Raw genomic sequence first — 13,879 nt, 5'->3', positions numbered from 1 at the left:
GGTTCGTTAAAAAACAAATCCAGTTATTAGGGTAAGTCAGCAGCAAGTTAATTTCGATTTAAGAGAGCGGACTTAATCTGAAATACCCTACAACGAAAACGTGATTTAACACTGCTGTTGAACAACCGAATCGATCGCAGGTTCCGGGGGTGCAATCGGCTGCAGCTTCAATTGCCTGACAACTTCGTCAAACGGCAAAATTCGGACTTGATTGTTAAATACATTTACTTGATAAACTCTGCGGTAGCTTAGGTCAAATCCTGTCAGCCAGCCGCTTTTGGGATGATAAGCACCCGTGTCAATATCCAACCACCCTTCGCCCCTGACTAATTCGCCCGGTCTGACCCCATGAAAGGTAAAGGTGATCGTGTGACCGGTGATAATTAATTTATTGGGAAAATAGGGTTTCGACATGGTGTGAAATTCCCTGCGAATCCAACACAGTTGTTCGATCGACTGTTCATTGAGCGACAGATGGGGGTCAACGCCGGCGTGAACCAGCCAGATGTCCCCTAAGTCCCGGTACGTGGGGAGCGATCGCAGCCACTCTAAGTGTTTGTACGGCATCATCCCTGTATCTCTGTAGCTCGCTACTGTCGCATCGCCGCCACTGTAGAGCCAAGATTGCCACGCTCGCATATCCATCGGCGTCCCCGACAAAGCCTCCAGCATCAGTTGTTCGTGGTTGCCCAACAGAGTTTGGTAGGGGCTTTGCTGCACAAAATCTAATACCTGAGCGCTTTTGGGGCCACGATCGATTAAGTCTCCCAAAAAATAGACGCGATCGTTCGAGCTGGGGGCAAGTGCCTCTAGCAGGGTCATTAACCCGTCGTAATGCCCATGTACGTCCCCGATAACAATGCGCCGGTGGTCCATTGTGTTTATCCGCTTCCCTGACTCAAAAGCCCCATCTCTACCTTATAGCATCTGATTTTGCTGGTATTTACCTCCCCTCTTTTACGGTGGAGGGGTGTCACCCATTATACTGCTTTGTATAAAGATTCTGTAAAGCTCACCAGTACCTATTTGCGTAGCTACTGATAGAAACAGAGGCAAGGTGTTAATTGTGCTTCTGCAACTGCTGTTACTGAGCCAAAGCTTTGAGTTATTTCACCCTGTAGGATGCGTCAACAATTAGCCGAGGGATTAAGTCGAAAATAATCCTAGCTGACACACCCTAAAATACGATCGAGCCTTAACGATTGTCACTGAGTCAAAGCTTTGAGGAATGTCTGGAGTTCGGCCAAAAAACCTTTCTTTTTTAGAGGTTTTGCAGGTGTGGTGGAGTCAGGATCGGCGCTTGGGAGAGAAGCGGCTAAAATCCGCTCTAAATCGTCTCCGACTGGTTTTTGGGCGGTTTCAGAAATTAGTTCGTATTCGTCGTTTCTTTCCAGCCACACTTGCCACGATTGGGGGTAGCAGCGGAATAAAGCAGCAGTGTCTAGGGGTCTGATATAGTAGCAGGATTCAATTTTGCTGAGGAATCGATCGCGCAATTGCCGGCCCGCATAGCCTATACCTATAGTGGCAACATCTTCCAGGCGCGGGTTGAGTAGAATTACTGGGCGACCGGCCGCAGCTATGTAAATTTTTTCGACTTGGGCAACTTCTACGGCGGCTGGATTAATCAAAATGAAAAGTTGATCTTCCGGTGCTATTTTATCTTCAACAGGGCTGCGACTGCTGCCCAAATCAGTGACTTTAAACGGTGTTTCTCCCCAGTCGCGGCGCGCGAGGGCGGCCGCACCCGTGTCGGGAAAAAAGACTTTTACTCCGGGGTAGATTTCCTCAAATTCTGGGAGGAATTGTTCGGTGATAGACTGTGCTTGCAGTGCGATTTCTGGAAATACTAATTCGACTTGCAGTAGAGTTTGACCGTCCGAGAGGGCAGCGGCGGTGGCAATGCGGGATTGGGCGATCGCCTCGTTGAGATCCTTGGGCAGTTCTGTCATTAATCTTATTGTTTTTACTCGACTTCTCTCAATCTAATTTTACCTGAGATATTGCACCATTCTCAATTACCGGTTTAGGAATAGGCAAGATGCCTGTTCCACAAAGAGGGAATTTTCTTGTGTAACAGGCATCTTGCCTGTGCTTGAGAATAGTGCAAGATGTAAGTTTTGCCGCATTAAGCAACAAAAGCTAACACTGACACAGGCGACCCGGAACCTCCCAAAAGACGCAAGATTCCGATAACTAAAGTGATTTCACCCGCAGCAGGTAACAAGTCGAGATTTGCCAAATTTTCCAGCACTATTCGCTGCTTTTTCAATACCAATTTATTAACGGCAAAACTTTCATCTCGCCCGGTATCGACTCCGTGGGTGTCCGTTCCAATTCCCGCGATAGAGCGTTCTTCTAGCAAAAATTGAGTGGCTGCTTTGCCAAATCCGGGAAAGTGGCAAATTCCGCGATCGTCTAGGTTAAAAAATGCTCGCTCGTCATCCCATTTTTCTTGCCAGCCAGTATACAATAAAACTAGATTTCCCGGTTCTATAAGTTTGTGCTGCCGTTCCCAAGTCAATATATCATCAATTGTTAAAGTGTAGTCGGGATTGGGAAGACTTTGCTCTCGGAGATCGATAGCAATTGCCGGCACAACGAGCGACTGCGGGGAATAACTATCAATGCTGGCGCCTCCTGCATAAAAGCTGTTGGGTGCATTGATGTGAGTGGCGCTGTGTTCTCCCATTGAGAATTTTCGCAGGAAATACCCGTCTGTTTCTATTTGAGCTACTGTGGCAATTTCTGTCGCTGGATCTCCTTGCCAAAGGGGAATGTTGGGATGAATTCCATGGGTTAAGTCTATAATTTGGCTATAGGCGATCGTTTTTAAGTTATTTGACTTAAAGTTGTTTGTCATCGGGTTAAATAGATCTATTATTTATTAAACAAAGTTGAGTTTTTGACCTTCGGCGAGATAAATATAAAATCTAAAATCTAAAATTCGATTAGTCGAGCAAGCGTTGCTTCCATCACATCCTTTGTTTGCCCGGAAACAGTATACACCAAAGCTTCTCGATAAACTCTACCGGCTGGGTGTAGCACACCGTTAGCAGCACCGCTAGAAACTGCAACCGCAGCGTGCCCGCAACGCACCGCTAAATCAATGGCTTGAGCTCGCAGCGCTAATTGTTCTGCTTTCGAGCTATGTTGAGATTGTTGGAAATTCTGTTTTAGCCGATCGAGCTTTTGCTCTAGTTTTTGGCAAGCCGCCGTTATAAAAGGTGAATTCTTAGCAGCAGCCGCTGCTGCAATTACATCCAATCCCGCTCGACTACAGCCAAAAGTACCCGGCACAAAATTCAGTATATTTTTGGTGTCGTTTTCCGAAATCCAGCCGACAGGTTTAACTGAAATTATTTCCGATTCATGCAGCAACCAATTATCCAGAGTTGCTGTCACAGTATTAGTCGAGTTCATGGCGATTAACTGCATGATTTCGCTACAAACTATTTTACCATATTCGCGTTCAACATTGGCAAAAGGCACTAAACCGAAAACAGCGCGTTCGTCAGGAAGTACCGCCGCTACAATAAACTTTTGAAACAAGCCAAAACCTGTTACCCAAGGAACTTTTCCTGACAGTAAATAGCCATCTTTTATGGGAGTTGCCGTGACGGCCGGATTGCCCGATCGCCTTAAATGCGAAAACCCAATACCCAAGAGTAACTCTTTTTGGGCGATCGGGGGTAAGTATGTGCTTTTTAGCATTTCATTGTCGCTGTTGGCAAGCATAAAAGTTGCGCTGTGGTGCTGAGTTTGCAGAAAACACAAAGCGCCGGAATATCGAGCCGTCAATTCCTGATATTGGTAAAAAATCTCCAGTGCAATTTCGGCACCGCCCCATTTTTGGGGAACTCGCAACGCTAAGAGCGATCGATCTTCCAATCCAGAAACTGCTGTTTTCAGCGCTTCCGAGTCGCTGTCGATAATTTCCGCGCGGGGTGCAACGCACTTTTGTAGGTAAGTTTCTGTGCTGTTAAGAATATATTGGGCATCCATTTTTTATAATTATTTTATAGTTATTTTTCTCTAAATTATTGTGAGCCAGCCTAAAAATAGAGCCCAAAACAAACTTATTTCCTCACATTCTGCACCCTTCTCAAGAACAGGCAAGATGCCTGTTCCACAAAAAGTAAATTTCTTGTGGAACGGGCCGGAGAGCCAGTTCATAAAAGGCTTACTGAGAATGCCCCAACTAATTTATTTCCACACTTTCCAAGGAGCCTTCCCTTCATCCCAAAGCTCGTTTAAATACTTGTATTCTCGAAAAGTATCCATCGCAAAGAAGAAGCCCTCATGACGGTAAGCCATCAACTGTCCCTCTGCCGCCAAACGCTGCATCGGCTCCTGTTCTAAAATACAATCATCTCCCCCCAAATACTCAAATACCCGGCGGTTAAATATGATATATCCAACACTTATCCAGCCGTCGATTTGAGGCTTTTCCGAAAATTGAACTACGCGGCTATCGCTGTCTACATCCAAAATTCCAAACCGAGAAATCGGACGAAATGTAGTGACAGTTGCCAGCTTACCATGAGACTTGTGAAATTCGAGCAAGGCGTCAATATTGACATCAGCTACTCCATCGCCGTATGTCACCATGAAATTCTCGCTATCAATATATTTTTCGATCCGTTTTACCCGGCCTCCCGTCATACTTTCCGCGCCAGTTTCAGCTAGTGTCACCTTAAAATCTTGTTCGAGATGTTCCTCGTGATAAGTGATGATATTTTGGCGTCCCAGACAGATAGTAAAGTCATTGTTCATGGCTTCATAATTGAGGAAATATTCTTTAATCATGTTGCCGCGATAGCCCAAGCACACAATAAAGTTTTGGAAACCGTAGTGTGCATATATCTTCATGATATGCCAAATAATTGGATGGCCTCCAACCTCAACTAAGGGTTTGGGACGAAATTCTGTTTCTTCTCTGAGACGAGTACCGAGACCACCTGCTAGGATAACTACTTGCATTTTTTCAATTTTTTAAAGATGATAAATTAATTTATCATCAATTATCAGTGATTTAGTCAAAGAATTATTAACTTTTTCTCATACTGAGTGAAGCTTTGTAAACCACAGAAATCACGAACTATTCTCAATAATCGTAGGGTGCGCGCGGAACACCCTATATTTACGTCTCTTTATGAATAATCGTAGGGTGCGCGCGGACAACCATGTATTCAAATAATGCGCGCAATTTCTAACTAACAGTAGGGTGCGGACTGCACACTGTATATTTGAATGCTGCGCGTAATTTATAACTTACGAATGGTAGATTAGCAAATAGACAAAAAAACAGCAAACATTTATACTAAATCTAAGAAAGAGATTTAACAGCAATGAAAAATAAACTCGATCGCCTAAAAAAGTTTTTAGGTATCCTATGCGCGATCGCCTCAATAATTATATTATTCCAATCCGCAATACCTGGTGTTTACGCCACGGTTGTTGCACCGGAAGGCTCAACCATACCACAAACCACCGTAGCTTTTGTACCCAACATACCGGGTGGCGGATTAGACTTTCACGAATCAGCAGGAGGACACACTTTAGAGAGACACGTTGGTAAAACAGAAGCAGAACTAGCACAGCGACTCGCAAGCGAAACGAGAATTTCTACCGCATCTTCTTTTACTGACCGTTCCGTCGCCGAAGCGGCTATTGCAGAAGCAATGAACAGAAATCAAAGTGCGATCGACTCTTGGGTGAAAAGTCGAGGCAATCGTTATACGATCGACTACAATGCCAACAGAATCATTGGCATTACTCTGCGCCGCCGCGCATCCAAAATAACTTCAGCATCTCGCCTGAGAATCGTCCTCCAGCGCAGCGCCCAATTACCTCCCGGATACTTTATTCTCACAGCCTATCCCGAATGATAAATCAATTTCCTTATTTAACCCAATTTTTCAGTTCCTACTTTCACCAAGACTGGCCATTAGAAGCTGACACTCCCAGCGATGTAGTGAACAACTACCGCAGCAGCGAACCGCCCGCAAGTGTTGAATCTGCATCGCAAGAACTCAGCAAACTGCTAGAAATGCCGATCGCCCCAGCGGATTTAGAAACATTTATCCTCGATGAATTAGGGTGTTACTACGACCCACAATCCGAAAATCAAACAGTCAGAGAATGGTTGGAATCGGTGCAAAAATCTTTGAATAATCCCAGCTAAAATCTATATATTTGTAGGGACACGGCACTGCCGTGTCCTCTATACAATTCCGATGCAACCGAAAACGATATCACTTGCTAATCGTCAATAAGTAGCCTTCGTGGACGTTGAAATTAGGGATAACATACGGCAAGCTGCCACTACTTACCGACAAACTTTCTTCTTTAACCGTGACAAGCTGTGGCACGGCTCCTTCTTGATTGTTGGGAATTTTTTCTAATTTTACAGTGATTTTCTGACCTTTTTGAATACCTAGCTGCTCCAAATTTCCGAGGCTTAATGTTACCGTTGTTGCTGAGGAAGAATTGGGGTCGAAATAACCTAAAAGTATCTGTGCTTTACCTTCAGGATTTGACTTGCTGGCTAAAGCGACAAGGCGATTGTTATTTGACCAACTCCGCACCCGCGAATTAACTCCGTCAGCATAAGCTTTGTAAGTCCACCAAGCGGCTCTCGGCTCAAAAGTATTAGGCGTCACCATCCCAGTCAGCGTATTGTTGAAGCAATTGCTAACTTTCTTTGGCCCTTTAGTATCCCAACAAGCTCTACAAGCACCGTCGGCTTTTGCATACTCCAAATTATACAAATAACCTAAAATTTCCCCCGGCTGGTACTGCGCTAATTCCCCGACAATTTCGTTGACGTAAATTTTTTGCATTTTCAGTTCCTTGTAAGAGGGACTTTGCTGAAAATTGCGTTTAGCATCGATGACATGATCGTCTACAAATAAAATTATGTTATCGTTGAGTTCGTGCCAAGCTAGGAAATTTACTTCCAGTTTGTTCGCTTTGCAGTACTCCAAAAAATCAGCGAGATATTCTTTGTTGTAAGTGCTGATACTCGGCCCGCCAATCATGGCTGACGGCCCCAATTCTTCCCGCAAAATTTTGTAAGCCCTTTTGTAAGTTTCAAAGAATTGTTCTCTACTTCCCTTCCAAAACGGATTTTTTAAATCGGGTTCGTTCCAGATATCCCAAATAATTTTCTTGCCTTTATTTTGCTGGGCTAACTGTCGGATGAATGCTTCCCACGCGGGGTAATTTTGATAGGGCCAGCCTTTGGGGTTGGTGCCGTAGCCCCAGATGTCGCTAACTAATAGTTGAAATTCCGCTCCGCTGGCGATTACTCGATCGTAAATATCGAGTCTCCCAACGCGCCAAAGTTTGAGCTGCAAGGGTTTGATTGAGTTATCCGGCGGCTGGCTGGGGTCTATTCCGTGCAGCATACCGCTCATGGAAATTGTACCGGTGGCTGGCTTTCCAAAATCTACTGTAACGTTCGATCGAAGTTGGGCAACAGTTGGTTGCTGCCCCAAATATGTTATTAACAGGACAGTTAGCGCAGCTAAGCAAATTAGCAGCAGCTTATTAATAGGTTTGAACTTGAAGGAGAATTGCATATTCTATGGGGTGAGTTTTTAACTAAAAGTGTTAGGGTTTTCAGAAACCCAGAAGCGCCGCCACGGGGGCTTCGAGGTGAGACTTCTGCGAACGGCACCGCCCTACATAAATCGGATCTATCGGTGTTAGGCTTTTGATTTTAAGATTGCCATTACGAGGCGAAATGACATTGTGCTATCCAAAGTCCTAACGAACAGACAAGGCAACTTCAAAACCCAGTATTGATTCTATCAATTGTTGCCAAGCTTCGGAATTAATTAGCGAGTAAGTATCGAGTTTAACGCCCTTTTCTGAAGAGAACACCACAAAATTTGCGATCCAGCTCAAGATAGTTTCTGTTGTCAACAGTGGCGTGCATTTCCAAGATGACTGCAAATTCTCAACCATCCCCGACACATCCCCGCGCTCGCAAGCTTCCCATGCTTTCCATACTAGATAGTAGTAATTGAGCATACTGTCAACTTGCTGAATCTGCTTTTGGACTTTGGGGGCGATCGATGATTGTTCTTGATTGCTGCTAGCTGATAAGGCTTGTTCGATGACCTCTGCGTATTCCAAAAGCATCCGTTCTTCTTTGAATAATTCTTCAGCCCGCAGTTTGCAAGCTTGTCCTGCAAGCCTCCGCAATTCTGGATTTTGCGCCCATAGTTCTACCGTTTCAGCTAACTCTTGTGCTGTCTGTTTCGGGTCAATTGTCGGATCGGCGATTAACTTTCCCGTATCTCCCAACTCTTCAGGAATACCGCTAACTGCTGTAGCAATTACGGGCAATCCTTTCGCCATTGCTTCCATGACTGCTAGCGGCATTCCCTCAGCTTCGGAAGATAAAATAAAGATGTCGCTGGCGTCTAACCAATCGGCAATATCCCATCGCTGACCTATGAATTTAACCTGTTCGGTGACTCCTAATTGGCTGACACTTGCTCTCAATTCAGGCTCCATATTGTCGTGAGTGGTAGAACCGGGCCCAGCCCAAACAAAGTATAGCTGCGACCAAATCGGACGATTTTTCAGTTGGTCGATCGCCTGCAATTGATACTGATATCCTTTAATGGGAGTCAGTCTTGCCGCCGTGAAACAAACAACAGCTTCTTCGGGGATTCCTTGTTCTTGGCGCAGGCGTTGGCGGTTTGAAAGATTTGGCGGTTCAAAATAACTGTTCGGCCTGCCGTAATAAATAACTTTTCCCTGTTCCAAAGGATTTTGGAATATCCTCTTAAATAAGTTTAAATTATTGTGAGAAACTGCTATTACCGAGCGAGATAAACTGTACTGGTACGACACTGCATCCAAATAAGAAATTCCATCGCCCCTATCGAATGTTTTGGAATAACTATCGACATAACCAAGAGCAATTATGTACGGTATATTCTGCTTAATAGCAACTTGTTTGGCGGCAAAGTTTGCCATTGCCCAGCCGTCGCTAAATATAATTAAATCGGGTTGAGCTTGCGCGTAAATTTTTTCAGCATCGCCTAAATTATAAGCAATTCGCGCAAACTCTTTCATCGTATCGAACTCCAGCCAAATATGCTCTATACCTAGCTGCTGTTGTTCGGCAATTAAAGGGTTAGAAGCTTGAGTTTGAACACTACTAACTCGGTAGCCGTCGGCTACTAATTTGCATAAAAGTGAATGGTTGAATTGAGCTAAACCTCCTACTCCGTGGTCTTCTGTGTACATGAGTACGTGCGTTGCTTTCTGGGAAGCAATCAAACTCGGTGCGACGGATTGAAATTGAGAAATATTGTTGACAGCCGTGAATGCTATACTTTGCCATTCCTTTAAATTAGTCAAGTCACAAATATCAAATTTGTCGCCGTATGATGCCGAATATGCCTTAAAATCTTCCACCCACTTAAAAATAGTTTCCGTCCCAGAAAAAGGAGTGTAGTAGAGAGATTTTTCGAGACACTCAGCCATCTCGGCAAAATGGCCGTCACGATACATTCGCCATCCCGTCCACACTAAAGACCTGTAACGTTCTTGGGGTCTCAAGTCGCGGATGTACTTGGGCAAGTCCGATCGCGCAAAGAATTGCTCCATCACAACTTCCATATTTTTCATTACTTTGGAGCCGCCGGACATGAGATTGCTATCGTGCTGGCGGTAGCAGGTTAGTATTTCTTTTAACCAAACACATTTGCAGCCTTTTAAAGCTAAACGCAAGACAAAATCTAAATCTTCAGTTGGCGGAAAGCGAGGGTCAAATCCCCCCAATCGTTCCCACCACTCGCGCCGCAACATCATCGCGCTGGGGCGCACGTATTTGTACATAACAAATGCTTCTAAATTTAATTGTGGTGCGTATTCCCAAGGCAGGGCTGGGGAAATATCTTTGCCTTTTTCATCGACGATCAACCAGCCGGTTTGAACCATATCTAAAGAAGCGTCTGCGTCAAAACAAGCAATTTGTTTTGCAAGTTTTTCTGGCAGGAAGAAGTCGTCGGCATCCAGAAAAGCTAAAAATTCGCCTTTAGCCAGTTCGCAAGCGCGATTCCGAGCCACTGCTGCTCCTTGATTTTCTTGATAAACGTACTGAATTATATCGCGGTAAGCATTTAAGACTAGGCTTGTGCTGTCTGTAGAACCGTCATCTATGACAATAATTTCCCAGTCTTGGTAAGTTTGAGCGATAACGCTTTCTACCGCTATAGTAATGTAGCGTTCGCAGTTGTATACTGGGATAATTACGCTGACTCGCGGTGTTTTTGCCGAAAATATGCTAGCCATTAACTTTTTCCATTCTGATAAGTTTCTTATTGATTGAAAATTGATTGTAAGTCCGTAAGCTTGAGAAATATTAGCTAGACGTTTGACCCAATCTATTACAGTTATTGCGGGAGAATAAGGACTGTAGGAGAGAGATTTTTGGAAAAATTCAACTGCCTCTACTGGATAGCTACTATAATACAATTGCCACGCCATCCACGTCAATGCTTCGTAAAAAGCAGGATTTTCTAACTCGCGGATGTGCTGAGGCAAATCGGGTTTAGCGAAAAATTGCTGTTTTAAGGTTATAAAAAGATTTGCTTGTTTCAGGGCTTTTTTTATTGATACGTTTTGGTCGTGCTGCCGGTAGGATACTGTGACTTGAGGCAGCCAAGCTGCTTCGCAACCCAACACTGCTAAACGTAAAACTAAATCTGAATCGTCTACTGAATCAAACTCAGAATTAAACCCGCCTGCAATTTCCAGCCACTGGCGCGAAAACATCATGGCGCTGGGAAGTACGGGCATTTGTACTATCCAAGTTTCTAAGTCTAATTTGGGGAAATACTCCCAAGGTTTGATGTCAGAAATAGCGTCGCCTTGCTCGTTAACTAAACGCCAGCCACTGTTAACAATTCCTAATGAGGGTTGCTGGCGAAACAGGGCTATTTGTGCTGCTAATTTATCTGACAAAAAGAAGTCATCTTGATCTAAAAAAGCTATGAATTCGCCTTTTGCTTCCTGAATTCCTCGGTTGCGGGCGGCTGCTACTCCTCGATTTTCTTGATATACGTAGCGAATTCTGTCAAAATAAGGCTGCAATACGTGATGTGTCTCATCCGTCGAACCGTCGTCTACAACGATAATCTCCAAATCTCTAAAAGTTTGGCACAGGGCGCTTTCTACTGCTTGCGCGATGTAGCCAGAGCCGTTGTATGCTGGTATAATTACGCTGACTTGCGGTGTCTGAGTGGCTGCTGACATTATTTACCTCGCTGTTAACCTGTTGCTATCTTAGTTTAATCCAAATTAGTTTTTCTTCAACTATTGTTGTGCAAATTAACTTAAAGTTCGATAGCACAAATGCTATGCAGGCGATCCGGTATTTACAGGTAGGGAGATGTCTGTGCCTGAGAGAAAAACTAGACAATTTTTACCCTACAATTATACAGGCAATAATTACTACACAGGAACGCCAAAAGTGAATTCAGAAACAGCAGCGGTTGATTTACAACAACAGGCAGAAATATATTTAGCTTTAGGGAAGTTGGATGAGGCGATCGCACTTTGCCAGCAAGTTTTGGCATCGCACCCCAACTCCGCCGACACTTGCAAGACCTTGGGGAAGGCGCTGCAAGCTCAGGGTAAACTAGAAGACGCAAGGTATTGGTATAAAGTTGCGATCACGCTGCAACCAGATTTTGCCGAAGCTTTTGCTAACCTCGGCACTCTCTGCGCTACTTTGCAACAGTGGCAAGAGGCGATCGGCTGTTACCAAAAAGCCATCTCCCTCCAACCAAACTTTGCAGGATTTTACCGAAATTTGAGCCGGATATTTACCAAAGTCGGTCAAGCTGAGGAAGCAGCCGACTGTTGGTATCAAGCACTTATAGTCGAACCGATAGAAATAGCCGAAGAATACCTCGATTTAGGCAATACTTTATTGGCGCAAAACAAGCCAGAAAAAGCGCTTGTGTGTTACCACAGGACGATTTATTTAAACCCTAGTTTTTGCGAAGCTTACTGCCAATTAGCCGAAGTAGCTAGCGAGCTAAAACAGTGGGACGAAGCTATTGTTCACTACCGCAAAGCTATTCAACTCCAGCCGGATATTTCGGAGTTTCATTACAAATTAGGCAATGTTTTGCAAGCCAAAGAACTCTGGCACGAAGCAGAGGCTGCCTACCGGGAAAGTCTTGAGTTAAATCCCAATTCTTATTGGTCTTACTACAATTTAGGTAGTGTGCTGCTCAAGTTAACTAAATGGCAAGAAGCCATCGTTGCCTACCGCACGGCTGTTGAAATCAACCCAGATTTTTCTTGGTCTTACTACAGCATCGGGGAAGCTTGTGGTCAATTAGAAAACTGGTCGGAATCCGCCGCTGCTTACCAGCAAGCTATTGACTTAGACCCGACTTGTTCCGGAGCTTTTTATAACTTGGGAAATGCTTTTTTTCAACTACAAAATTGGTCGGAAGCTGAGACTGCATACCAAAAGGCGATCGCCCTCGATTCAGATTTCTTTTGGTCTCATTATAATTTAGCTTTAACTTTAGTTAAACTCCAGGATTGGTTGCCAGCAATCAGCGCCTACCAGCGGGCGATCGAACTCAATCCAAACTTTTCTTGGACTTACCACAATTTAGGAGAAGCGCTGTTGAAAACCCAGCAGTGGAAAGCAGCTTCGGTCGCCTACAAGGGCGCTATTGAACTAAACCCCACTCTTTCTTGGTCTTATTACAATTTAGGCGAGGCTTTGACTGAGCTGCACGAGTGGAACGAGGCTGTCTCCGCTTACCTTTGTGCGCTACAAATCGAGCCTGAGTTACCAAAAATTTACACCAAGTTAGGCGATGCTCTCATCAAAAGAACTCCGGCAGATTTAGACGCAGCAAGCAGCTACTATCACCACGAATTGCAGCCGCTGCACCCTCCTGAATTTTACTGCGAAATAGCCCAAAAGTTGGCCGAGAGCGATCGGCTTGATGCAGCGACAGTTTTGTACTTGATGGCCTTAGAAATTCGACCTGAAGATCCCGCAATATCTGGTAAATTAGTGGAAGTTTTAGATATAAAGCATCAAAGTGGCGATCGCAGTCTATTATTAGAGTTAGAGGCTAACGATATTCGCGATCGCTACATTGCCAGAGTAGTCAAAGGCAAGACTTTTGCCGAAGTAGGCGGATTGTGGGGAACTGTCAGCGAAAAAGTATCTGTAGCTAGCAAATACGGTGCAGTTTCTCTGACAATGATTGATGCCATGCCGGCATCCATCCACTGGTGGCAAGATTTTTACGATCGGATGACAAGTTTAAATATTGCTAATTATAATTGTATCAATCGAGATCTAACTCAGATTCAGCTTGCAGAAATTGGCGAGCCTTACGATGTAGTTCACTGTGCAGGAGTTTTATACCATCACCCCCACCCTTTACAAATTTTAACGAGCTTGCGTCAAATAACTGGGGAGTATTTAATCTTAACTTCAGCTATTACTCAAGAAGTGATAGAAAACGAGCGGGGACGCTACGAAATTCCAGCTTCTGGGGTAATCTTCATTCCCGCTTTAGGCGAAGCAGAACGAGCTATCTTAACAGCTTACTGGCAGGAACACACCGACGGTGCACCCATTTTAGGATTAATTCAGAAAGCAGTTTTTGACATCAACGACTTTGACCCGTGGTGGTGGCTGCCTACAGCTTCTGCTTTAGAATCTATGTGCAAAGTCGCGGGATTTAAGGTTTTAGATAAAGGATGGACTTGGAACAATAATGCTCTGACTCTGCTGCTGGGGATTTGAGGATTGGTAAACTAACAATAACAAGACTTTCTTGTATACAAACGGCTCAACACCAGATTT

10 protein-coding genes are annotated in these 13,879 nt (G+C 44.4%); 3 read left to right on the top strand and 7 right to left on the bottom strand.

Annotated elements, in window-relative coordinates:
- Positions 1–105: 105 nt before the first annotated feature.
- The 5 genes from QUA40_RS02240 to rfbF form a co-directional block, all read right to left on the bottom strand.
- The gene (locus QUA40_RS02240) at positions 106–876 is read right to left on the bottom strand and encodes a metallophosphoesterase family protein (RefSeq protein WP_333121427.1); all 771 of its coding nucleotides are present in this window, start codon (positions 874–876) and stop codon (positions 106–108) included.
- Between the two features lie 329 nt (positions 877–1,205).
- Entirely contained in the window at positions 1,206–1,952 is a 747-nt protein-coding gene (locus tag QUA40_RS02235) for a DUF1995 family protein (protein WP_333121425.1), read from the bottom strand.
- Between the two features lie 176 nt (positions 1,953–2,128).
- Positions 2,129–2,863: a cyclase family protein gene (locus QUA40_RS02230; RefSeq protein ID WP_333121423.1), complete on the bottom strand. Its 735-nt coding sequence runs from the start codon at positions 2,861–2,863 to the stop codon at positions 2,129–2,131.
- A 77-nt stretch (positions 2,864–2,940) separates the two neighbouring features.
- Positions 2,941–4,005 carry an acyl-CoA dehydrogenase family protein gene (locus QUA40_RS02225; protein ID WP_333121421.1) on the bottom strand — a complete coding sequence of 355 codons (1,065 nt, stop codon included), beginning with the start codon at positions 4,003–4,005 and terminating at the stop codon, positions 2,941–2,943.
- Positions 4,006–4,206: 201 nt separating this feature from the next.
- A complete protein-coding gene (rfbF, locus tag QUA40_RS02220) occupies positions 4,207–4,983 on the bottom strand; it encodes a glucose-1-phosphate cytidylyltransferase (protein ID WP_333121418.1) in 777 nt (258 codons plus the stop codon).
- Between the two features lie 368 nt (positions 4,984–5,351).
- Here rfbF and QUA40_RS02215 point away from each other — a divergent pair, with 368 nt between their 5' ends.
- Together QUA40_RS02215 and QUA40_RS02210 are read left to right on the top strand one after the other, a co-directional pair.
- Positions 5,352–5,891 carry an RNase A-like domain-containing protein gene (locus tag QUA40_RS02215; protein WP_333121416.1) on the top strand — a complete coding sequence of 180 codons (540 nt, stop codon included), beginning with the start codon at positions 5,352–5,354 and terminating at the stop codon, positions 5,889–5,891.
- Positions 5,888–6,187, top strand: a complete 300-nt coding sequence (locus tag QUA40_RS02210) for a contact-dependent growth inhibition system immunity protein (RefSeq protein ID WP_333121414.1) — start codon at positions 5,888–5,890, stop codon at positions 6,185–6,187. The genes QUA40_RS02215 and QUA40_RS02210 overlap by 4 nt, the downstream gene beginning before the upstream one ends.
- Before the next feature lie 70 nt (positions 6,188–6,257).
- Here the strand turns inward: QUA40_RS02210 and QUA40_RS02205 are convergent, their stop codons facing one another.
- Entirely contained in the window at positions 6,258–7,586 is a 1,329-nt protein-coding gene (locus QUA40_RS02205; protein WP_333121413.1) for a GH39 family glycosyl hydrolase, read from the bottom strand.
- 187 nt (positions 7,587–7,773) lie between these two features.
- Positions 7,774–11,283: a glycosyltransferase gene (locus QUA40_RS02200; protein WP_333121412.1), complete on the bottom strand. Its 3,510-nt coding sequence runs from the start codon at positions 11,281–11,283 to the stop codon at positions 7,774–7,776.
- 217 nt (positions 11,284–11,500) lie between these two features.
- Between QUA40_RS02200 and QUA40_RS02195 the strand changes: the two genes are divergently transcribed.
- Positions 11,501–13,819: a tetratricopeptide repeat protein gene (locus QUA40_RS02195; RefSeq protein WP_333121410.1), complete on the top strand. Its 2,319-nt coding sequence runs from the start codon at positions 11,501–11,503 to the stop codon at positions 13,817–13,819.
- Positions 13,820–13,879: the final 60 nt, after the last annotated feature.

The sequence above is a fragment of the Microcoleus sp. Pol11C3 genome (assembly GCF_036701485.1).
Lineage (GTDB): Bacteria > Cyanobacteriota > Cyanobacteriia > Cyanobacteriales > Microcoleaceae > Microcoleus.
This window is presented reverse-complemented; position numbering and strand designations above follow the sequence as displayed.